General features: G+C 76.5%; 19 protein-coding genes. 8 read left to right on the top strand and 11 right to left on the bottom strand.

Annotated features, from left to right (window positions below; genetic code table 11):
• The first annotated feature begins 14 nt into the window (after positions 1-14).
• Positions 15-392 (top strand): ester cyclase, encoded by a 378-nt coding sequence (locus PGN05_RS01255; protein ID WP_419750440.1) that lies wholly within the window; start codon positions 15-17, stop codon positions 390-392.
• A 6-nt stretch (positions 393-398) separates the two neighbouring features.
• Here PGN05_RS01255 and PGN05_RS01250 read toward each other — a convergent pair whose 3' ends face one another.
• The 4 genes from PGN05_RS01250 to PGN05_RS01235 all read right to left on the bottom strand — a co-directional run bounded on the left by PGN05_RS01250 (position 399) and on the right by PGN05_RS01235 (position 4,462).
• Complete coding sequence (locus PGN05_RS01250) at positions 399-1,688, bottom strand: MFS transporter (RefSeq protein ID WP_419750438.1); 1,290 nt, start codon at positions 1,686-1,688, stop codon at positions 399-401.
• A 117-nt stretch (positions 1,689-1,805) separates the two neighbouring features.
• Complete coding sequence (locus PGN05_RS01245) at positions 1,806-2,570, bottom strand: crotonase/enoyl-CoA hydratase family protein (RefSeq protein ID WP_419750436.1); 765 nt, start codon at positions 2,568-2,570, stop codon at positions 1,806-1,808.
• A 28-nt stretch (positions 2,571-2,598) separates the two neighbouring features.
• On the bottom strand, positions 2,599-3,753 hold the full coding sequence (locus PGN05_RS01240; RefSeq protein ID WP_419750435.1) for a CaiB/BaiF CoA transferase family protein: 1,155 nt from the start codon (positions 3,751-3,753) through the stop codon (positions 2,599-2,601).
• A 28-nt stretch (positions 3,754-3,781) separates the two neighbouring features.
• Complete coding sequence (locus PGN05_RS01235) at positions 3,782-4,462, bottom strand: SDR family NAD(P)-dependent oxidoreductase (RefSeq protein ID WP_419750433.1); 681 nt, start codon at positions 4,460-4,462, stop codon at positions 3,782-3,784.
• Positions 4,463-4,555: 93 nt separating this feature from the next.
• Between PGN05_RS01235 and PGN05_RS01230 the strand changes: the two genes are divergently transcribed.
• The gene (locus PGN05_RS01230) at positions 4,556-5,002 is read left to right on the top strand and encodes a MaoC family dehydratase (protein ID WP_419750431.1); all 447 of its coding nucleotides are present in this window, start codon (positions 4,556-4,558) and stop codon (positions 5,000-5,002) included.
• A 15-nt stretch (positions 5,003-5,017) separates the two neighbouring features.
• On the opposite strand, the gene PGN05_RS01225 is transcribed toward PGN05_RS01230, so the two are convergent.
• The 4 genes from PGN05_RS01225 to icmF are packed head-to-tail and all read right to left on the bottom strand — an operon-like array spanning position 5,018 to position 10,626.
• Positions 5,018-5,368 carry a hypothetical protein gene (locus tag PGN05_RS01225; protein WP_419750429.1) on the bottom strand — a complete coding sequence of 117 codons (351 nt, stop codon included), beginning with the start codon at positions 5,366-5,368 and terminating at the stop codon, positions 5,018-5,020.
• 31 nt (positions 5,369-5,399) lie between these two features.
• Positions 5,400-6,551 (bottom strand): serine hydrolase domain-containing protein, encoded by a 1,152-nt coding sequence (locus PGN05_RS01220; protein ID WP_419750427.1) that lies wholly within the window; start codon positions 6,549-6,551, stop codon positions 5,400-5,402.
• Positions 6,552-6,580: 29 nt separating this feature from the next.
• A complete protein-coding gene (locus tag PGN05_RS01215) occupies positions 6,581-7,378 on the bottom strand; it encodes a helical backbone metal receptor (protein ID WP_419750425.1) in 798 nt (265 codons plus the stop codon).
• Positions 7,379-7,386: 8 nt separating this feature from the next.
• Positions 7,387-10,626, bottom strand: a complete 3,240-nt coding sequence (gene icmF / locus PGN05_RS01210; protein ID WP_419750423.1) for a fused isobutyryl-CoA mutase/GTPase IcmF — start codon at positions 10,624-10,626, stop codon at positions 7,387-7,389.
• Positions 10,627-10,752: 126 nt separating this feature from the next.
• Here icmF and PGN05_RS01205 point away from each other — a divergent pair, with 126 nt between their 5' ends.
• Complete coding sequence (locus PGN05_RS01205) at positions 10,753-13,056, top strand: ATP-binding protein (protein ID WP_419750421.1); 2,304 nt, start codon at positions 10,753-10,755, stop codon at positions 13,054-13,056.
• On the opposite strand, the gene PGN05_RS01200 is transcribed toward PGN05_RS01205, so the two are convergent.
• Together PGN05_RS01200 and PGN05_RS01195 are read right to left on the bottom strand one after the other, a co-directional pair.
• The gene (locus PGN05_RS01200) at positions 13,031-13,696 is read right to left on the bottom strand and encodes a hemerythrin domain-containing protein (RefSeq protein ID WP_419750419.1); all 666 of its coding nucleotides are present in this window, start codon (positions 13,694-13,696) and stop codon (positions 13,031-13,033) included. The genes PGN05_RS01205 and PGN05_RS01200 overlap by 26 nt on opposite strands.
• 77 nt (positions 13,697-13,773) lie before the next feature.
• On the bottom strand, positions 13,774-14,310 hold the full coding sequence (locus PGN05_RS01195) for an N-acetyltransferase family protein (protein WP_419750417.1): 537 nt from the start codon (positions 14,308-14,310) through the stop codon (positions 13,774-13,776).
• A gap of 43 nt (positions 14,311-14,353) precedes the next feature.
• Between PGN05_RS01195 and PGN05_RS01190 the strand changes: the two genes are divergently transcribed.
• From PGN05_RS01190 to PGN05_RS01175, 4 genes are all read left to right on the top strand, one after another.
• Positions 14,354-15,187: a helix-turn-helix domain-containing protein gene (locus PGN05_RS01190; protein WP_419750416.1), complete on the top strand. Its 834-nt coding sequence runs from the start codon at positions 14,354-14,356 to the stop codon at positions 15,185-15,187.
• 76 nt (positions 15,188-15,263) lie between these two features.
• Positions 15,264-15,680 (top strand): SRPBCC family protein, encoded by a 417-nt coding sequence (locus PGN05_RS01185; protein WP_419750414.1) that lies wholly within the window; start codon positions 15,264-15,266, stop codon positions 15,678-15,680.
• Between the two features lie 36 nt (positions 15,681-15,716).
• The gene (locus PGN05_RS01180; RefSeq protein ID WP_419750412.1) at positions 15,717-17,402 is read left to right on the top strand and encodes a ribonuclease J; all 1,686 of its coding nucleotides are present in this window, start codon (positions 15,717-15,719) and stop codon (positions 17,400-17,402) included.
• A 10-nt stretch (positions 17,403-17,412) separates the two neighbouring features.
• Complete coding sequence (locus tag PGN05_RS01175) at positions 17,413-17,982, top strand: TVP38/TMEM64 family protein (protein ID WP_419750411.1); 570 nt, start codon at positions 17,413-17,415, stop codon at positions 17,980-17,982.
• A gap of 4 nt (positions 17,983-17,986) precedes the next feature.
• Here PGN05_RS01175 and PGN05_RS01170 read toward each other — a convergent pair whose 3' ends face one another.
• Positions 17,987-18,751 (bottom strand): glycerophosphodiester phosphodiesterase, encoded by a 765-nt coding sequence (locus tag PGN05_RS01170; RefSeq protein ID WP_419750410.1) that lies wholly within the window; start codon positions 18,749-18,751, stop codon positions 17,987-17,989.
• Positions 18,752-19,372: 621 nt separating this feature from the next.
• On the opposite strand from PGN05_RS01170, the gene PGN05_RS01165 reads away from it, so the two are divergent.
• Positions 19,373-20,932 carry a DUF222 domain-containing protein gene (locus PGN05_RS01165; RefSeq protein WP_419750409.1) on the top strand — a complete coding sequence of 520 codons (1,560 nt, stop codon included), beginning with the start codon at positions 19,373-19,375 and terminating at the stop codon, positions 20,930-20,932.
• Positions 20,933-20,969 lie beyond the last annotated feature (37 nt).

The following is a 20,969-nucleotide window of genomic DNA, read 5'->3' as shown; positions in this document are numbered from 1 at the left end:
TAGGCTCCCCCCTCGTGGACCAGCAGGCGGTGACCGGGATCGTGCGGCGGTACTGGGACGGGCTGTGGAACCAGCGCGACCTCGGGGTCATCGACGAGCTGATCGCCGAGCCCTACGTGCGGCACTCCTCGGCCGGCACCCGCTCGCTGACCCGCGCCGAGTTCACGCGCGAGGTGCGCAACTCCTGGCAGCTGCTGCACGCCCCGGCGACCACCGTGGACGACCAGGTCACCTCGCAGGACCGGGTCTGGACCCGCGCCACCACCACCGGCGTCAACCTCGAGACCGGGGAGACCTCGGTGATCACCTGGCTGGTGGTGCACCGGGTCGCCGACGGGCGGATCGCCGAGTCCTGGAGCGCGACCCTGCCGGGGGTGGACTGGCGCTCGTGAGGCGGCTCAGCCGAGGTCGCGCAGCCGGCGCGCGGCGCCGAACCGCCGGCTGACGAGGACGAACAGCAGCACGAACACCAGCACGCCGACGCCCATCCCGGTCAGCGTCCAGCGCAACCCGACCACGTCGGCGAGCAGGCCCAGCGGCAGCGCGGCGATGCCGAACGCCCCGAAGCTCAGCATGATCAGCGACTGCACGCGGCCGTGGTACTCCATGTCCGACAGCGTCATCAGCTGCGACTGGTTCGTCGTCTGGAACGCCAGCATCCCGCCACCGAGCAGCAGCAGCACGGCGACGGCCACCCCGGCGTTGGGCGCCACCGCGAGCGCGCAGATGGCCAGGCCGAACAGCACGCCGGAGAGGACGAACACCCGCTGCTCACTGGTCCGGGACGAGCGCCGGCCGAGCAGCAGGCCGGCGGTGACCCCGCCGACCGCCGACATCGCCGACAGGACGCCGTAGCCGAGCGAGCCGAGGCCGTAGAGGTCGCTGGCGATGGTCGGCATGAACGCCAGGTACGGCATCCCGCACATCGTCACGCCGATGCCGCACCAGGTCAGTGCGGACAGCTCGGGCTGCCGGCGGACGTACCGGACGCCGTCGGCCAGCTCACCCAGCGGCGAGCGGTCGGAGGGTTCGCCGCGCCGCCGCCCCGGGGGTAGCGCGCCGGTGAGCAGCACGCCGACGGTCGCGAGCCCCGCGCTGGTCAGGAAGATCGCCTCGGTGCCCCAGGCGACCGAGCCGATGACGACGCCGGCCAGCGCCGGACCGATGACCCGGTTGACCTCGGCGTTGACCAGGAGCAGGGAGACCGCCTGCGGCACCGACCCTCGGGGCACCAGCTCGGCCAGGAAGGCCATGCGGGCCGGGTTGAACAGCGCGAACCCGACCGCCTGCAGGACCCCGGCGCCCAGCAGCATCCAGTACTGGATGACGTCGAAGACGACGGCCAGCCCGATCCACGCGCTGGAGGCGGCGAGGATCAGCACCGACAGCTGCAGCACCAGCCGCTTGGGCAGCCGGTCGGCGGCCACCCCGCCCCAGGGCGTGGCGATCAGCAACGCGATGCCGAAGGACAGCAGCACCCCGCCCAGCGCCGCGTTGGAGCCGGTGAGCTCGAAGGCCAGCCAGCTGCGGGCGATGGCCTGTCCCATGACCCCGAGGAACACCGCGGCGGCGTTGAGGTACAGCACCAGGAAGCCCCCGATGCGCAGGATCGCCAGCGCGCCCAGGGGCGGCGGGGGTGCGGCGGGGGCGGCCGTCGTCCCGGCGTCCGGCGTCGTCTCCGCGCTCATGCTCCCCCTCGGTAGGCAGGCGCCGCGACGGCGCTGCACCCCGTGGGTCTACCACCCGGGGGCCGCCGGGTCCGAGCCGACGTCCGGCACGGGGACAGGCGAGCGACGGGACGCCGCTCAGCGGCCGCGCCAGACGGGCGTCCGCTTCTCGGCGAACGCGGTCGCACCCTCGCGGGCGTCCTCGCTGGCGAACACGGGGCCGACCAGCTCGGCCTGCCGGGCCCAGCCCTCGGCGGCGGTCCAGTCGGCGGCGCCCCGGGCGATGGCCTTGGTGGCGGCCAGCGCGAGCGGGCCGTTGCCGGCGATGCGGGCGGCGAGCTCGAGGGCGCCGTCCAGGGCACCGCCCTCCGGGGTCAGCCGGTTGACCAGCCCCACCTCGGCCGCGCGCGCAGCGGGGAGCGGGTCGCCGGTCAGCAGCATCTCCATGGCGACGTTGGGCGGCACCCGCCGCGGGAGGAGCAGCGCACCGCCGCCGGCGGCCACCAGCGAGCGCCGCACCTCGGGCACGCCGAACCGGGCGGTCTCCGCGGCCACGACCAGGTCGCAGGCCAGCAGCAGCTCGAACCCGCCGGCCAGCGCCCAGCCCTCGACCGCGCCGATCAACGGCTTGCGCGGCGGGGTCTGGGTGATCCCGCACAGCCCCCGGCCCTCGATCGCGGGGGTCTCGCCGCGGAGGAACGCCTTGAGGTCCATGCCCGCGGAGAAGGTGCCACCGGCGCCGGTCAGGACGCCGACCGCCAGCTCGTCGGAGGCGTCGAGCTCGTCGACGGCCGCGGCGACCGCGTCGGCCACCGCCCGGGTGAGGGCGTTGCGCGCCTGCGGCCGGTTGATCGTGATGACCTGGACGCCCTCGCGGCGCTCGACCAGGACCTCGTCCGTCACGGGACCTCCTCCGGTGGTGGTGCGGCGCTCAGCCGGCCTGGACGACCGCGCCGTCGTCCTCCAGCGCGGCCACCTCGCCCGCGGCGAAGCCCCACTCCCGCAGGACCGCGCGGGTGTCCTGCCCGGGCGCCCGCGGCGCCCCGCGCACGGCGGCCGGGGTGCGGGAGAACCGCGGCGCCGGCCCGGGCTGCGGGTGCCCGTCGCCGGCGGCGAACGTGCCGCGGGCGGCCAGGTGCGGGTGGTGCGGGGCCTCGGTGAGCCCGAGGACCGGCGTGACGCAGGCGTCGGTGCCGGCGAAGACCTCGGCCCACTCGTCGCGGGTGCGGGTGGCGATCGCCGCGGCGATCCGCGCCCGCTGCTCGGGCCAGCGGGCGACGTCGTCCTGCCCGCCGGGGAACCCCTCGGCCACGCCCAGGCCGTCGAGGAACCGGGCGAAGAACTGCGGCTCGATGGCGCCGACCGCGACGTGCCGGCCGTCGGCGCAGGCGTAGGTGCCGTAGAAGGGGGCGGCGCCGTCGAGCAGGTTGGCCGCCCGGCGGTCCTGCCACAGCCCGGCGGCGAGCAGCCCGTGGACCATCGTGACCAGGGAGCTGGCGCCGTCCACCATCGCCGCGTCGACCACCTGCCCGCGCCCGCTGGTGGCCCGCTCCAGCAGCGCGGCGAGGACGCCGACCAGCAGGAACATCGAGCCACCACCGAAGTCGGCGCCGATGTTGAGCGGGGGCACCGGCGTCTCCGCCGTGCCGATGGCGTGCAGGGCGCCGGTCAGCCCCAGGTAGTTGATGTCGTGCCCGGCTTGCGCGGCGAGCGGGCCGTCCTGGCCCCAGCCGGTCATCCGCGCGTAGACCAGCCGCGGGTTGCGGGCGCAGCAGGCGTCGGGGCCGATGCCCAGCCGCTCGGTCACACCGGGCCGCAGCCCCTCGACCAGCACGTCGGCGGTCCCGGCGAGCCGGAGGACGACGTCCCGCCCGCCCGGGCTCTTGAGGTCCACGGCGAGCGAGGGGCGGCTGCGGTGCAGGACGTCGCGGTCCGGCGGGAGCGGCTGGGTGCCCCCGCCCGGGCGGTCCACCCGGACGACGTCGGCGCCGAGCTCGGCCAGCAGCATGCAGGCGTACGGCACCGGCCCCAGCCCCGCGATCTCGACGACGCGGATCCCTCTCAGCGGGCCGGTGGCTGGCTGCACGCCGCGGACCGTAGCAGCGGCGGGACGCTCAGGAGTCGCCGTAGACCGGTACCCGCGCCCCGCTGACCGGCGCGGAGTCCGGCCCGGCGAGGAAGGCGATGACCGCGGCGATCGCCGCCGGGGCCACGGCGCGGGCCGCCAGGTCGGCCGACATCCAGCTCCGGTTGGCCGGGGTGTCGATGACCGAGGGCAGCACGCAGTTGACCCGGATGCCCCGCGGCCGCAGCTCGTCGGCGAGCAGCTCGGACATCCGGACGACGGCGGCCTTGCTGACCGCGTGCGCCACGGGCGCCTTCCCCCCGACCGCCGTCTTGGACCCGACGGTCACGATCGTGCCGCCCCCCGCGTCGGCCATCCGGGCCGCCGCGGCCTGGCAGCACCAGAGCACCGAGGTGGTGTTGGACTGCCACAGCTCCTCCCAGACCTCCTCGGTGAGGTCGGCGAGCGAGCCCGGCCGGAAGCCGCCGGCCAGCGCGACGAGCGCGTCGGTGGGTCCGATGCGGTCGACCTCCTCCCAGGCGCGCTGCACCTCGTCCCGCGAGGAGAGCTCGGCGGGGACGGCGTGCACCCCCTCGTCCCCGGCCACCCCGTCCAGGGCGGGCCCGGGGCGGTCGACGGCCACCACCTGCCACCCCCGGTGGCGGAACTCGGCGACCACCGCCTGGCCCAGTGCTCCGGCCGCCCCGGTGATCACGGCGGTACCACTCATCCGGCGTCCCTCTCGTCTCCTGTCGGCATCCCTGATGGTGCGAGCCCACATTCTGCGCGGCGGGCGGTCCGGCGGTCCCCTACCTTCGGGCCGGTGACCGAGCGCTGGTTCGAGGACTACGTGCCGGGGGCGACGGCGGAGTTCGGCCCGCTGCGGGTCGAGGAGGACGACGTCGTCGACTTCGGCCGCCGGTTCGACCCGCAGCCGTTCCACGTCGACGCCGAGGCGGCCGCGGCCGGGCCGTTCGGTGGCCTGATCGCCAGCGGCTGGCACACCTGCGCGCTGATGATGCGGCTGTTCGCCGACGAGTACCTCTCCCCCGTCTCCAGCCTCGGCTCGCCCGGCGTGGACGAGCTGCGCTGGCGCGCTCCGGTCCGCCCCGGCGACGAGCTCACGCTGCGGACGACGGTCGAGGAGGCCCGGGTGTCGCGGACCAAGCCCGACCGCGGGCTGGTGCGCACCCGGATCGAGCTGGCGAACCGGGACGGCGTGGTCGCCCTGAGCATGGTCGCGATGAACCTGGTCCGGACCCGCCCGTAGTCCGGGTCCGCCGGCTCAGCCCAGCAGCCGGCGGGCCCGCTCGCGGAGCGCCGCGACCGCGGAGGGGCGAGCCGGTGCCGCCAGGCGGGACTCCAGCTCGGTCACCCGGTCCTCCACGGCAGCCAGCCGCGGGCCGTCCGTGCCCGGCCGGGGCGCGGCCAGCTGCGCGAGTCCGTCGGTGAGCGCCGCGACCAGGCCGGACACCTCGTCGGGGCGCAGCTTCACGGTGCCCACGCAGGTCTCGTCCCGCCACACGCTCAGGTTGAGCAGGCCGACGTCGGGGTGCGCCGACACCCGGACCGCACGCGTCCGGTCCCGGGCGTCCCACACCCAGCGGCCCCGGCTCGGGAGCGACAGCACCGTCATCCCCCCAGGCTCCGGGGCCGCCTCCGCCGCGTCAATCCGCACCGCGACGGAGCGGTGCGCCTCGGCAGGCGTACAGCGTGCGCCAGAACTCGGTGGGCTCGTCGTCGGGCCCGGCCATCATCCGCTGGGTGAGCAGGACGGCGACCAGGTCCTCCGCCGGGTCGGCCCACCCGCTGGTGCCGGTGCCGCCGTCCCACCCCCACCGGCCGGGCGTCGTCCACGGGCGGACGGGTGAGACGCACACCCCGGTCTGCAGGCCCCAGGAGATCCCGGGGCCCAGGGAGTCGGCGGCCGCGGCCCGCTGCGCGTCGGTCAGCACGTCGGTGGTCATCGCGGCGACCGCCCGGGCCGGCAGCACCGGCGCGCCGCCGTCGGCCAGGGCGGCGAGGAAGGCCAGGACGTCGGGCGCGGTCGACACCAGGCCGGCCGCCAGGCTCTCGAACGGTGGCGCGGCGGCGAACCCGCCGGGGGCGTCGACGACCTCCAGCCCGGCCTCGGTGGGGAGGTAGCAGGTCACCAGCCGGGCCGCGTCCGGTGCCCGGAAGCCGGTGTCGCGCAGCCCGAGGGGGCCGGTGACCCGCTCGGCCAGCAGCTGCGACACCGGCCGTCCGGTCGCCCGGGACAGCAGGATCCCGAGGACGTCGGACGCCAGGTGGTACAGCCACACCTCCCCCGGCTGGGCCGCCAGGGGCAGCGCGGCCAGCCGGCGCAGGTACTCCTCCGGCGCCACGGGCGGACCCCACGCGCTGGGTCCGATCTGCGACTCGTCGATCGCGCGGGCCAGCGGGCCGCCGCCGGGGACGCCGCCGAAGCCGGGGGTGCCGCAGAGCAGGTGCCGGACGGTGATCGGCCGCTCGGCGGCGACCGTGTCCTCGAGCGGCCCGGCCCGGTCGCGCAGCACGCGCGGAGCGGCCAGCTCCGGCAGCCAGCGCGCCACCGGGTCGTCGAGCGCGAGGACGCCGTCCTCCACCAGGGCGAGGGCGAGCGCCCCGGCGAACGGCTTGGTCAAGGACGCCAGCCGGAACAGGGTGTCGGGCCGCACGGGGGCGCTGCCGCCGAACGCGGTCGTGCCGCCGGTGAGCACCTGGGTGTCCCCGCGGTGCCGCACGGCGGCGACGTAGCCGGGCAGCCGCCCGCCGGCGACCTGCGCGTCCAGCACGTGCCGGACCGGGTCGAGATCCATGCAGGGACGACTCCGGTCGCGGCCGGGACTCATCGGGCGAGGGCGGCTCGCAGCCGGGCGCGGGCGCCGGTCAGCGACGGGCCGTACCAGGTGAGGTCGCGGCCGGAGACCAGCACGGTGCGGGTGCCGGGGAACGCCTCGGGTCCGTCGTCCGGCGTGAACCGGTAGGGCTCGTCGGGCAGCACGACGACGTCCGGCGCGGCCGCGGCGATGTCGGCGAGCTCGACCCGTGGATAGCGGTCGGGGTGCTGCGCGAGGACGTTGACCAGGCCCAGCCGGGACAGCACGTCGCCGGTGAAGGTGCGCGGACCGACGACCATCCACGGGTCCCGCCAGACGGGGACGGCGACCCGCCGCCCGTCGTCCGGCGCCGGCTCGGCCCACACCCGCGCGGCCTCGGTCAGCCAGTCCGGCTCCCCGGCGTCGAGGGCGTCGGCGAACAGCCGGCGCATCGAGGCCAGCGCCTGGTCGACCGACTCGATGACCGTCACCCACACCGGGACGCCGGCGGCCCGCAGCCGCTCGACGTCCAGCCGCCGGTTCTCCTCCTGGTTGGCGACGACGAGGTCGGGCGCCAGCGCCTCGATGGCGGCGCGGTCGGGGTTCTTCGTCCCGCGCACCCGGGGTACGTCCAGGCCCGGCGGGGCGGTGCACCAGTCGGTGGCGCCGACCAGCCGGTCGGGCACGGTGACCGCCAGGGCCTCGGTCAGCGAGGGCACCAGCGACACCACCCGCCGCGGCGGCCGCGGCAGGTCGACCGGCGCTCCCAGGTCGTCGAGGAGCCCCGTGCCCCCCGCCACTCGCAGGCTCGCGTCGGGCCCCTGCACGGGGGCCATCAGACGTTGCGGCGGTACTGGCCGCCGACCTCGAAGAACGCGTCGCTGATCTGCCCGAGCGAGCAGACGCGGACGGCGTCCATCAGCGCGGCGAACACGTTGCCGCCCTCCATCGCCACCTGCTGCAGCCGGGCCAGCGCGGCCGGGGCCTCGCCGGCGTGCCGGGCGTGGAAGTCGGCCAGCCGGCGCAGCTGCGACCGCTTCTCGTCCTCGGTGGCCCGGGCCAGCTCCAGCGGCTTCGGGGGCGTCTCGTCGCGGTGCGGGTCGAGGAAGGTGTTGACGCCGACGATGGGCAGGCTGCCGTCGTGCTTGCGGTGCTCGTAGAGCATCGACTCGTCCTGGATCCGGCCGCGCTGGTAGCCGGTCTCCATCGCCCCGAGCACGCCGCCGCGCTCGGCGATCCGGTCGAACTCGGTGAGCACGGCCTCCTCGACCAGGTCGGTGAGCTCCTCGACGACGTACGAGCCCTGCAGCGGGTTCTCGTTGCCGGCCAGCCCCCACTCCCGGTCGATGATGACCTGGATGGCGAGGGCCCGGCGCACGGACTGCTCCGACGGCGTGGTCACCGCCTCGTCGTAGGCGTTGGTGTGCAGGCTGTTGGCGTTGTCGTAGACGGCGCACAGCGCCTGCAGCGTCGTCCGGATGTCGTTGAAGTCCATCTCCTGCGCGTGCAGCGACCGGCCCGACGTCTGCACGTGGTACTTCAGCTGCTGGGACCGGGGCGCGGCTCCGTAGCGCTCCCGCATGGCCACCGCCCAGATCCGGCGGGCCACCCGGCCGATGACCGTGTACTCGGCGTCCATGCCGTTGGAGAAGAAGAAGCTCAGGTTGGGTGCGAAGTCGTCGATCGCCATGCCGCGGGCCAGGTAGGCCTCCACGTAGGTGAAGCCGTTGGCGAGGGTGAACGCGAGCTGGCTGATGGGGTTCGCCCCGGCCTCGGCGATGTGGTAGCCGGAGATCGACACCGAGTAGAAATTGCGCACCCGGTGCGCGATGAACCACTCCTGGATGTCGGCCATGCACCGCAGCGCGAACTCGGTGGAGAAGATGCAGGTGTTCTGGCCCTGGTCCTCCTTGAGGATGTCGGCCTGCACCGTGCCGCGGACGGTGGACAGCACGAAGGCGCGGATCTCCTCGGCCTCCGCCTCGTCCGGCTCGCGGCCCTCCTCGGCGCGGAAGGCGTCCAGCCGCTGCTCGACCGCGGTGGTCAGGAACATCGCGAGGATCGTCGGCGCCGGCCCGTTGATCGTCATCGACACCGACGTCGTGGGGCTGCACGTATCGAAGCCGGCGTAGAGCTCGCGCATGTCGTCGAGCGTGGCGATGGAGACGCCGGACGTGCCGACCTTGCCGTAGACGTCGGGCCGCGGATCGGGGTCGCGGCCGTAGAGGGTCACCGAGTCGAACGCCGTCGACAGCCGGGTCGCCTCGCTGCCCGCCGACAGGAGCCGGAAGCGGCGATTGGTGCGGAAGGCGTCGCCCTCGCCGGCGAACATCCGAGCGGGGGCCTCGCCGGCCCGCTTGAACGGGAAGACGCCCGCGGTGTACGGGAAGGACCCGGGCAGGTTCTCCCGGCGCAGGAAGCGCAGCAGCTCCGCCTCGTCCGTCGTCCGGGGCAGCGACACCCGGCGCACCCGCGTGCCCGACAGCGTCTCGCGGGTGAGCGGCGTGCGGATCTCCCGGCCGCGGACGGTGTAGACGTACTCGTCGCCGGCATGGGCCGCGACCCGGTCCGGCCACTCGTCGAGCAGCGCGCGGACCTCCGGCAGCAGCTCGCCGTCGGCGTCCGCCAGCAGCTCCGGCACCCGGCCGGCGTCGTCCCCGAGCAGGTCGGCGGTGGTGCGCAGGGCCTGCCGGCGGCGGACGACGGCGGCCTGCTCCTCGGTCTGCGCGTGGTACCGCCGCACCGTCTCGGCGATCTCGGCCAGGTACCGCGACCGGGCCGCCGGGACCACGCTGGTCAGCCCCGACGAGGCCGTCACGTCCACCCGCGGCAGGACGCCGGGGCCGACCGGCAGCCCCGCGCCGGCCAGCAGGCCCAGCAGGTGCTGGTAGAGCGCGGTGACGCCGTCGTCGTTGAACCGGGCGGCGCTGGTGCCGAAGACCGGCATGTCCTCCCAGCGCTGCCCGAAGGCCTCGCGGTTGCGGACCAGCTGGCGGGCGACGTCGCGGCGGGCGTCCTCGGCGCCGCGCCGCTCGTACTTGTTGATGGCGACGACGTCGGCGAAGTCGAGCATGTCGATCTTCTCCAGCTGCGAGGCGGCGCCGAACTCCGGCGTCATCACGTACAGCGCGACGTCGCTGAACGGCACGATCCCGGCGTCGCCCTGGCCGATGCCCGGCGTCTCGACGACCACCAGGTCGACGCCGGCGGCCCGCACCGCGCACAGCACGTCGTCGAGGTGCGCGGGCGTCTCCGCGCCGGCCGACCGGGTGGCCAGGGAGCGGAAGAAGGTGTGCGACCCCTCCCCGGTGTCCAGCGCGTTCATCCGGATCCGGTCGCCGAGCAGCGCTCCCCCGCCGCGGCGGCGGGTGGGGTCGATCGCCAGGACGGCGATCCGCAGCTTGTCCTCCTGGTCCAGCCGGAGCCGGCGCAGCAGCTCGTCGGTGAGCGAGGACTTGCCCGAGCCGCCGGTGCCGGTGATGCCGAGGACCGGCACCGTCCGCCCGGCCGCGGCCTCGCGCACCCGGGCGGCCAGCTCGGGGTCCCGCCCGGCCTCCAGCACGGTGATGGCCCGGGCGAGGGCCGCCGGGTCGCCGGTGCGCAGCGCGTCGACGTCCGGGCCCTCGGCCGCGAGGTCGACGTCGCAGGCGCGGATCAGCTCGTTGACCATCCCCGGCAGGCCCAGGCGCTGGCCGTCCTCGGGGCTGAAGATCGTGACGCCGCGGTCGCGCAGCAGCGCGATCTCCTCGGGCACGATCACGCCCCCGCCGCCGCCGAAGACCTGCACGTGCCCGGCGCCGGCCGTCGCCAGCCGCTCCCGCAGGTACGTGAAGTACTCGACGTGGCCGCCCTGGTAGGAGGAGATCGCGACGCCCTGCACGTCCTCCTCCAGCGCCGCCCGCACGACGGCGTCGACGCTGCGGTCGTGCCCGAGGTGCACCACCTCGGCGCCCTGGCTCTGCAGCAGCCGCCGCATGACGTTGATCGCCGCGTCGTGGCCGTCGAACAGGCTGGCCGCGGTGACGAACCGGACCGGGTGGACGGGGACGTGCAGGTCCGAGCGCGAGCCGGGCATGGTGCTCCCTGGGTCCGGACGCCGGCGGCACCACCGGGTGCGATAGTTGGACGTCCTAGTATCTCCCCCGCCGAGGCCGGTGTCCACGCCCGGTCCGCGGCGGGGCCCGCTGCTACCTTGCGGCCGGTGAGCGACGGTCCGGGCGCGTTCGCCGAGGTCCTGCGCCGGCAGCGCGGGCGGGCGGCCCTCAGCCAGGAGGAGCTCGCCGAGCGCTCCGGCCTCACCGCCAAGGCGGTCAGCGCGCTCGAGCGGGGCGAGCGGCGGCGCCCGCACCCGCACACCGTCCGGGCGCTGGCCGACGCGCTCGGCCTCGACCCCGCCGACCGGGGCGCCCTGGCCGCGGCCGCCCGGCCGGAGCAGCCCGGCGCCGCGCCCGCCCCGCCCCCGGTCCTCCCCCACCCAGCCGCACCGCTGGTCGGCCGGGCCGCCGAGCGGGACGAGGTGGTGGGGCTCCTGCGGTCCGGGACCACCCGGCTGCTCACCCTGACCGGCACCGGCGGCGTGGGGAAGACCAGCCTGGCCCTCGAGGTGGCCCGCACGCTCGCCCCGGACTTCCCGGACGGCGTCGCGGTCGTCGAGCTGGCCGCGGTGCCCGAGGCGGCGCTGGTGCTGCCCGCGCTGGCCGGCGCGCTCGGCGCCCGGCAGCCGGCCGGTTCCGCGGTCGAGTCGCTGGCCGCCGCCATCGGCACCCGCCGGCAGCTCGTCGTCCTCGACAACCTCGAGCACGTGCTGGACGCCGCGGCCGACGTCGCGGCCCTGCTCGCCCGCTGCGCGGGCCTGGTGGTGCTGGCCACCAGCCGGGCCGCCCTGCGCGTGCGCGCCGAGCTCGAGCGGCCGCTGGAGCCGCTACCGGTCCCCGAGCGGACCGACGTCGCCACCGTGGCCGCCTCCCCCGCGGCCCGGGTCTTCCTCGACCGCGCCCGCGCGGCCGGCCGGGCCGTGCCGCTCACCGACGCCACCGCGCCGGACGTCGCCGCGATCTGCCGGCGGCTCGACGGCCTGCCGCTGGCGCTGGAGCTCGCGGCGGCCCACGCCCGCTTCCTCACGCCGTCGGCGCTGCTGGCCCGGCTCGACCAGGCGGTCAGCTCGCCGCGCAGCCGGGACCTGCCCGAGCGGCAGCGCACCGTCCGGGCCACCCTCGACTGGAGCCACCAGTTGCTGACCGCGGCCGAGCAGCTGCTCCTGCGCCGGCTGTCGGTCTTCGCCGGGGGCTTCACCCTGGAGGCCGCCGCGGAGGTGGCCGGTCCCGACGTCGACGTCCTGCCCGCGCTCGCCGGCCTGGTCGAGCAGTCGCTCGTGGTCGCCGAGGAGGGCGGCGCGGCGCGCTACCGGCTGCTCGAGCCGGTCCGGCAGTACGCCGCCGGCCACCTGGTTGCGGCCGGCGAGGCCGACGCCACCGCCGACCGGGCCGCCGATCTGGTGCTGGCGCTGGCCTCCGGCGCGCGCCGGGGTCTGCGCGGGGCGGCGCAGCGGCAGTGGCTGGACCGGCTGCAGCAGGAGCACGGCAACCTGACCGCGGCGCTGGCCCGGCTGACCGCCGCCGGGCGCGCCGGCGCCGCGGCGGAGCTGGCCGCCGACACGTGGCTGTACTGGGCGCTCCGGGGCAACACCGCCGAGGGGCTGCGCTGGGTGGCCCGGGTCGACGGCGACGCCCTGCCGCCGGCCGGGTCGGCGGCCCTGCACCTGGCGGCGGCCGGGCTGGCCTTCGCGTCGGGGGACGTCGCGGCGACGGCGTCCGCCGCCAGCCGAGCGGCCCGCGCCGCCGCCGAGGCCGGGGACGACGACCGGCGGGTGGAGGCGCTGGTGCTGGCGGGCTCGGCCACGGGCTTCCTCGGGTCGTTCGAGGAGGCGGCCGCGGCGCTGGCCGACGCGCGGCGGCTCGGCGCGGCGGCCGGGCACTCCTGGGCGCTGGCGCACGCGGCCACGGCCCAGGCCCAGCTGCTGTTCCTGGCCGGCGACCTGCCGGGTGCGGCAGCGGGCCTGGTCGAGGGGGAGCGGATCGCCCGTGAGATGGGGGGCCCGTTCACCCTCGCGATGGTCCTCAACGTGCAGGCCAGCCTGGCGCTCGTCCGGGGCGACGACGACGCCGCGCTCCGGGGGTGGACGGAGGCGGCCGGGCTGGCCGCGGCGGTCGGCACCACCTGGACGATGGCCTACACCGTGCCGGGCCTGGCGGTGCTCGCGGCCCGGCGCGGCCTGCCGGAGCTCGCCGCGGAGCTGTTCGCCGCCGGGTCGGCGACCGCGGAGGCGGCCGCGGTGGCCGTGTCCTTCCCGCCCGACCTCGAGTTCCTGGCCCGGGCGCTCCCCGAGGTGCGCGCGGCGCTGGGCGAGGCCGCGTTCGGGCGGGCCTGGGAACGCGGGCGCGGGCTGCGCCCCGCGGACGTCCCCCGGCTCGCCGCGGACATCAGCGACCGTGCCGCACCCGCCTGACGTAGCGCCGGTAGCTGCGGGCGAAGACGGTCCGCAGGAGGAGCCGCACCGGCGCGGGTTGCGTCGCCAGGATCGCGGCCATCTCCTCGGGCGTCGCCTCCTCGGCCACGGCCCCGAACAGGATCGGCAGGTACCTCATCGGCATCTGCCCGGAGCCGTGCTGGCCGAGCTGCGCCCACTCCTCCGGCGAGAGGTGCCGGGCGGCCAGGGGCAGGATCTCCCGCTCCTCCTCGTCGAGGTGCTCGAGCAGGGCGGTGCGCAGCGCGTCGAGGCCGGCGGCGACCTCCTCGGTGACGGCGGGGCGGGCCTCGGCCTCCCACCGGTCCAGGGCCGGGTGCAGCCGCTCGAGGGCGTCGTGCACCCGCTCGTGCTGGACCTCCATGCGGTGGACGAGGGCGGCGTCCGGCGCGGCGCGCTCGAGCAGCCGGGGCCACAGCAGTTCGTCCTCGCCCGAGTGGTGCAGGTGCAGGCCGGTGAGCACCAGCCGGGCGTGTCCGGCGAGGACGGCGGCGCGGGCGGTGTCGCCGGGCCGGACGGCGCGCACCAGTTCTGGGAGGAGGCGGAACTCGCGGCGGAAGGCGCGGTGCACGACCACCATGTCGTGCACGTCGGTGAGGGGGCGGTTCGCGGTCTCGGTCATGGGACGAGCCTGTCGCCGGGCGTCGGCGGCCGGCACCCACACGACCCCCACAGTCCCCCCACAGTCGGGGCGGCGCCTCAGCGCGGCGGGGCCGGCGAGCCGTCGTCGCCGGGGTCGCCGAGCGGCCGCTGGCACCAGGCGACGTCGTGCCAGCGCCCGTGCTTCCAGCCCACCCGCCGGTAGGTGCCGACCGGCTCGAAGCCCAGCGCGCGGTGCAGGGCCTCGCTCGCGGGGTTGGGCAGCGCGATGCCGGCGAAGGCCATGCGGAAGCCGCGGGCGGTGAGCCGGTCGAACAGCGCGGTGTAGAGGGCCCGGCCCGCGCCGGGGCGGCGGCGGCCCGGCTCGGTGTAGACGCTGACCGACGTCGACCAGCGGTAGGCCGGCCGCGCCATGAACGGGCCGCCGTAGGCGTAGCCCACCACGCGGCCGGCGTCCTCGAGCACCACCCAGGCGTGCGTGGCGAGCGCCGCACCGATCCGCTCGGCCACCTGCGCCGCCGACGGCGGCTCGGTCTCGAAGGAGATCGCCGTGTCGCGGACGTAGGGGGCGTAGACCTCCGCGCAGCCCGCCGCGTCGGCGGGGGTCGCGTCCCGCACCGGCCAGTCCGTGCCCACGCCGCCATCCAACCGGTCCGCTCGCCGCACCTAGGCTCTCGGGGTGGACTTCGCGTTCACCGAGCGGCGGCCCGCCGGCCGGCTCGGCCGCCACGTCGCGTCGCTGTGGCACGCCCGGGGGCAGATCCCGTACCGGCGGGAGCGGATCGCGCCGACCGGGTCGACGGTGGCCGGCATCGTGCTCGGACCGCCGATCCGCCAGACCCCCGACGGCGGGCCGGCGTTCCTCGCGGTCACCGGGTTCCTCATCGGGCCGCACGACCGCCCGATCGTGAACGAGCCGACCGCCGACACCCACTGCGTCGGCATCGTCACCACACCGATCGGCTGCCGGGCGGTCCTCGGGCTGGACCCCGCCCCGCTGCGCGGCCGGGTGGCCGACCTGCTGGCCCGGTGGCCGGCCGCCCGGGCGCTGCACGCCGAGCTCCTGGCGTCCGGCGCGGACGGCGCCGAGGCGCTGAACCGGACCGAGGCCGTGCTGGCGACCGGGCTCGACGAGTCCGACCGCGGGCTGGACCGGGTGGCCGCGGCCGTCGCCGCGCTGGAGGCCGACCCGGCGCGGCCCGTCGGCGACCTGGCCGCCGGGCTCGGCGTCTCGCACGGCCACCTCGACCGCGAGTTCACCCGCGTGGTCGGGCTCAGCCCCCGCACCCTGGCCCGGGTGCTGCGGGTCCGCCGGCTGCTCGAGCAGGTCGACGTCCGGGACCGCGTCGCCTGGACCCGCCTGGCCGCCGAGCTCGGCTGGTACGACCAGGCGCACCGGATCCGCGACGTCGTCCGGCACACCGGCGTCCCGCCGTCGGCCTACGTGGCCGCCCAGCGCCGGTTCCTCCAGCCCGGCGAGGAGGCTCCGGGCTTCGTCCCCGAGCCCGGCTGAGCCGTGTGCAGTCCGTCCAAGACCGGCCCGGCCGCAGCGCGCCAGGGTGGGCGTCCCCGTCCGGCAGGAGGCCCGCATGACCCGCGCGTTCACCGCGACCGCCCTCATCGACCGCCCCGCCGACGACGTCTGGCGACAGCTCACCGACTGGGACCGCGCCGCCGGCTGGCTCGGGGTCGACCGGGTCACCGTCGAGGGGCCACCGGAGGTGGGCACCCGGCTGCGGTTCACCAGCCGGGGACGGGACCGGACCGCCGAGATCGCCGCCCTCGACTCCGGCCGGTCGGTCACCCTGCGGTCGCGGCAGGGCGGCGTGACCGCGGACTACACCTACCGCGTGGAGCCCTCCGGCACCGGCGCCCGCGTGACCCTGGACGCCGACGTGCGCACCGCGGGCCCGTGGACGGCGCTCGGCCCGCTGCTCCGCTGGGCGATCCGGCGCAGCGACGCCGGCCAGCTCGCCGCGCTGGAACGGCAACTCGCCGACCGCTGACCCGGGAGCGGACCGGCCCGCCGTAGCGTGGAGGCCATGAGCCACGCGCACCCCGAGCTCCGCACACCCCCGCCGCTGGCCGACGGTGGCCTGCGAGTGGTCGCCCTCGGCGGCCTCGGGGAGATCGGCCGCAACATGACGGTCTTCGAGTTCGCCGGGAAACTGCTGATCGTCGACTGCGGGGTCCTGTTCCCCGAGGAGCACCAGCCCGGCGTCGACGTGATCCTCCCGGACTTCACCTCGATCCGGGACCGCCTCGACGACGTCCTGGCGATCGTGCTGACCCACGGGCACGAGGACCACATCGGCGGCGTCCCCTACCTGCTGCGCGAGCGGGCCGACATCCCGCTGGTCGGGTCGCGGCTGACGCTGGCGTTCATCGAGGCCAAGCTCAAGGAGCACCGGATCCGCCCGGTGACCCGCCAGGTGAGCGAGGGCGACGAGCTGTCCTTCGGCCCGTTCGACTGCGAGTTCGTCGCGGTCAACCACTCCATCCCCGACGCGCTGGCGGTCGCGATCCGCACCCCGGCCGGGATGGTGCTGCACACCGGCGACTTCAAGATGGACCAGTTCCCGCTGGACCGGCGGATCACCGACCTGCGCGCGTTCGCGCGGCTCGGCGAGGAGGGCGTCGACCTCTTCCTCACCGACTCCACCAACGCCGAGGTGCCGGGCTTCACCACCTCCGAGGGCGAGCTGGTGCCGGCCATCGAGACGGTGTTCCGCACCGCTCCCAAGCGCGTGATCGTCTCCAGCTTCGCCAGCCACGTGCACCGGATCCAGCAGATCCTCGACGTCGCCGCCGCGCACGGCCGCAAGGTCGCCTTCGTCGGCCGGTCGATGGTGCGCAACATGGGCATCGCGAAGGACCTCGGCTACCTCACCGTGCCGCCGGGCCTGCTGGTCGACATGAAGGAGCTGGAGAAGCTGCCCGCCGACCGGGTGTGCCTCATCTGCACCGGGTCCCAGGGCGAGCCGATGGCGGCGCTGTCCCGGATGGCCAACCGCGACCACGTCATCCGGATCACCGACGGCGACACCGTGCTGCTGGCCAGCTCGCTCATCCCCGGCAACGAGAACGCCGTCTACCGGGTGATCAACGAGCTGACCCGGTGGGGCGCCAACGTCGTCCACAAGGGCAACGCCAAGGTGCACGTCTCCGGCCACGCCAGCGCCGGCGAGCTCGCCTACTGCTACAACGTCGTCCGCCCGCGCAACGTCATGCCGGTGCACGGCGAGTGGCGGCACCTCAAGGCCAACGCCGAGATCGCGATCCGCACCGGGGTGCACCCGCGCGGCGTGGTCATCGCCGAGGACGGCGTCGCCGTCGACCTGCGCGACGGCCGGGTGAAGGTCGCCGGCAAGGTGCCCGCGGGCAACGTCTACGTCGACGGCACCACCGTCGGTGGCGCGACCGAGGCGCACCTGCGGGACCGCCGGACCCTCGCCCAGGAGGGCGTCATCACCGTCGTCGCGATCGTGGACGCCGACACCGGCCAGCTGGCCGAGGCGCCGGACTTCCTCGCCCGCGGCTTCGTGCACGACGACGAGACGTTCGAGGAGCTGGAGCCGATCATCGCGAAGGCGCTGGCCCGTGCGGCCGAGGAGGGCGTCGGCGGGGCGGTGCAGCTCGAGCAGCTGATCGCGCGCGCGGTCGGTTCCTGGGCGCACCGGACCCACCGGCGCAACCCCATGGTCATCCCGGTCGTCATCGACGCCTGAGCGCCGGCCCGTGGCCGACGGCCGGGACCGGCGGTCGGCCGGCGGGTGGCTGCGGCTCGGCGTCCTGGGCGCGGTGCTGGCGGCCGCCGTCGTCGTGGCGCTGACGGTGGAGCGTCCCGGGGTGCCGGCGCTGCGGGCCTGGCTGCACGACGCCGGCCCGCTCGGCTGGGCGGCCGTTGTGGCGGGCACGGCGGGCGCGCTGATGACGCCCGTGCCGCGGACGGCGCTGTCGCTCCTGCTCGGCGCCGCCGCGGGGTTCCCGGCCGGGCTCGCCGTGGCCGTGGCCGCGGGGTGGCTCGGCGGCATGGGCGGGTTCACCGTGAGCCGGCACCTGGGCCGGGACACCGTGGCCCGGCTGGCCGGCCGGCGCCTGGCGCGCGCCGACCGGCTGTTCCGGGACCGGGGGTTCCTCGCCGTGCTCGCCGCGCGGGTCAGCCCCGTGCCGTTCTGGGTGGTCAGCTACGCGGCCGGGCTGTCCAGCGTGCCCTGGGTGCCGCACGCGCTGGCCACGGCCGTCGGCGTGGTGCCGGGCGCGGTCCTGTACGTGGGCGTCGGCGCCTCGGTGCTCGGCTGGCTGTAGCCGGTCAGAGCGGGACCACGGCCCGCCGGGCGGCGCGGGCGGCGGCCAGCCCGGCCGGGTCGTCGGTGCAGACCAGGTGCGCGCCGAGGGCGAACAGGTGGTCCGCCTCGTCCGGGTCGTCGACCACCCCCACGCCCACCAGCAGGCCCAGCGCCCGGATGCGCGCCACGACGCCGCGGTCGTCGCGCACGTGGGTCGGAGCGAGGTGGACGTCGGTCAGGCCGCGGGCCCGCGCCTGCAGGGCGCTGCGGTCGGGGTCCAGGTGCGGCGCCACGATGAGCGCGCCCGCGACGGTGCCCACGCCCGCCAGGGACGCCGCCGTCGTCAGGTCGAAGGACGTCGTGATGACCCGGTCGGCGCCGGGCAGCCGGCGCCGGCGGTCGGTGAGCAGCCTGGCGAGCAGCCGCGCCGTCCGCCGCGCGTCCGTGCCGCCGGCCTCGGGTTTGACCTCGGTGAGCACGCACGCGCCGGAGGCGGCCGCCAGGTCGAGGACCTCGGCCAGCGTCGGGACGCCGCTGCCGCCGGGGAGGACCACCTCGCGGAGCTCGGCCTCCGACAGCCGCCCGACCTCGGGCCCGGTGCCGGCTCCGGTGCCCAGGACCCGGCCGAGGTCGCGGTCGTGGGAGAGGACCAGGACGCCGTCGCGGGTGGCGCGGACGTCGACCTCGACGCCGTCGGCGCCGGCCGCCAGGGCGGTCCGGACGGCGGCGAGGGTGTTCTCGGGGTGGACGGGGGAAGCGGGCGTGCCGCGGTGTCCGATGACGCGCATGGCCGCACGCTCTCGGCGACGGACGGCGCTACGGTGACGCCGACACGTGGACCCGGTGTCGCCGCCGTGAAGATCGTCTCCGGTCCCGACCGAGTTCGTGGGCGACGACCACCCCGCCCGCGAGTGCGGCTGCGAGCGAACGGTGCCGACCGCCGCACCTGGCGGCTCGGGCCGCCGAAGACCGTCCTCGAGCCCACCGCCTCAACGACGTCTCGAGCCGGCACAGCGGGGCGGGGCGCCGTGCCGTCCTCGCTGCGGAACTCGCCCCCATCGCGCACCGCCTCGACATCCGCAGTGGGCAGACCCTCACCGGCACCTGTGGGTGGTCATCTGCCCGCGGCGATGACGAGGCTGCCGCTCGGCAGCACATCCTGTCGTCCGGACACAGGCCCGAGGCGATCAAGACGTTCAGCTCGTACCTCGTCACGTCCGAGGGCTGAATCGACTCTCGACACCCCCACCGCATCTCGTCGACCTCGGCCGCACCGACGGCAAGGACGCCTGCGGCCACCGTCCGGCCGAGGCCACCCCAGTCCTCTCCATCGACCCGCTACGACAGCAGCGTCGGCGACCACGTCCGGTGTCGCCGAAACTGTCGTACCTGCAGGTCAGGATGGGGTCGTGCTCGCAACCCAGCCGCCGCGGCCTCCGGGCGAGGGGGTGCCGATCCCGGTGCGCCCGGACAAACTGCTGGCCGCCGACGAGGGTTCGGACCTGGCCGACGTGGCCGACATCTGGGCCGCCGACGCCCGCGCGGCCCGGGCCGCGGCCGAGCTGGCGGTGTGGGTGGCGCGGCTGGCCCGCCGCCGGCGCATCGAGGCCCAGCGCGACGAGTTCGGGGCCCGCGGCGCACCGGGCCGGGACACCGTGGACCGGCGCCCGCCGTGCCTGGCCGACGTGTCCGAGGGGTTCGTGCCCGAGCTGGCGCTGATCCGCGGCTGCACCGAGGCCGAGGCCGCGATGCTGGCCGTGGAGTCGGTGGTCCTGGTCGAGCGGCTGCCCGCGGTGTGGTCCGAGCTGTACCAGGGGCACCTCGACCTCCGGCGGGCGCGGGTGCTGGCCGACCTGCTCGGCGAGGTCTCCCCCGCCACCGCCGCGGCGGTGCTGGCTGCCGTGCTGCCCGGCGCCGCCGCGCGCACCGCCCCGCAACTGCGCGAGCGCACCCGCCGGGTGCTGGCCAGAGTCGATGCCGACGCCGCCGAACTGCGCCGCAGGAACGCCGCCCGCCGCGCCGACGTCCGCGTCCAGCCGGTCGACGAGGGCCTGTCCGCCCTCGTCGCGGAGCTGCCCACCCCGGCAGCGCACGCCTGCGCCGACGCCGTGCGCACCTACGCCGACCTGCAGCGCGCCGGCGGCGACGACCGCCCGATCGGCGTGATCCGCGCCGCGGTGGTGCAGGACCTCATCCTGCGGCCCTGGGACACCCGCCGGCCGGCGGTCACCGCGCAGCTGACCATCCACGCCGACCTGCCCGCCTTGGACACCACCGGCCCCGACCAGTCCGCCGCCGAGGTCGACGGCACCGTCGTGTCCGCCGCCCAGTGCCGCGAGCTGCTGGCCCAGCTCGGCGTGCTCGGAGTGGGCCGGCCTCCGCGCGGTGGCAGCGTCACCGTCGCCGTCCACGCTGCCGGCAGCGGGCGGCTGCTCGCGGTCGCCACCCGCAACCAGCTCGCCCGCGCCGCCGGCAGCCCCCGTCGCCGGAGGGGCACGGGTCGACGTGTTCCCGAACCGACAGGGCGCCACGTCGACGGATCGCCAAGTCGCCAGGTCGACGAACCGACACCTCGACCGGCCGACGGCCCCGGCCTGCGCCGCCCGGCCGACACCCACCGCTACCGACCCACCGCCGCCCAGCGCCGCTTCGTGCTCGCCCGCGACCGCCGGTGCCGCTGGCCCGGCTGCCGCCGCCCACCCGTGCGGTCCGACCTCGACCACGTCCGGCCGTACGCCACCGGCGGCCGCACCGCCTGCACCAACCTGTGCTGCCTGTGCCGCACCCACCACCGCCTCAAGACCCACACCCCCGGCTGGGCGTTCATCCTGCTGCCCGACGGTCGGCTGCGCGTCCGCACCCCGAGCGGCATCACCCGCACCAGCACACCACCGGGCTGGGCTCCCGACCCCGAACCGGACCCGCCCTGGCTCGACGAGACCGCCCCACCCGACCCCGCGCTCGGCTGATCGGGAACGCCGATGGGCCGGGCGGAGGCCGGCGGCA

The sequence above is a fragment of the Geodermatophilus sp. CPCC 206100 genome (genome assembly GCF_048569675.1).
Lineage (GTDB): Bacteria > Actinomycetota > Actinomycetes > Mycobacteriales > Geodermatophilaceae > Geodermatophilus.
This window is presented reverse-complemented; position numbering and strand designations above follow the sequence as displayed.

Coding starts and splice junctions, on each gene's coding strand:
- PGN05_RS01250 (WP_419750438.1), bottom strand. CDS start 1,688: ATGAGCGCGGAGACGACGCCGGACGCCGGGACGACGGCCGCCCCCGCC.
- PGN05_RS01235 (WP_419750433.1), bottom strand. CDS start 4,462: ATGAGTGGTACCGCCGTGATCACCGGGGCGGCCGGAGCACTGGGCCAG.
- PGN05_RS01225 (WP_419750429.1), bottom strand. CDS start 5,368: ATGACGGTGCTGTCGCTCCCGAGCCGGGGCCGCTGGGTGTGGGACGCC.
- PGN05_RS01220 (WP_419750427.1), bottom strand. CDS start 6,551: ATGGATCTCGACCCGGTCCGGCACGTGCTGGACGCGCAGGTCGCCGGC.
- icmF (WP_419750423.1), bottom strand. CDS start 10,626: ATGCCCGGCTCGCGCTCGGACCTGCACGTCCCCGTCCACCCGGTCCGG.
- PGN05_RS01200 (WP_419750419.1), bottom strand. CDS start 13,696: ATGACCGAGACCGCGAACCGCCCCCTCACCGACGTGCACGACATGGTG.
- PGN05_RS01185 (WP_419750414.1), top strand. CDS start 15,264: ATGACCCGCGCGTTCACCGCGACCGCCCTCATCGACCGCCCCGCCGAC.
- PGN05_RS01180 (WP_419750412.1), top strand. CDS start 15,717: ATGAGCCACGCGCACCCCGAGCTCCGCACACCCCCGCCGCTGGCCGAC.
- PGN05_RS01170 (WP_419750410.1), bottom strand. CDS start 18,751: ATGCGCGTCATCGGACACCGCGGCACGCCCGCTTCCCCCGTCCACCCC.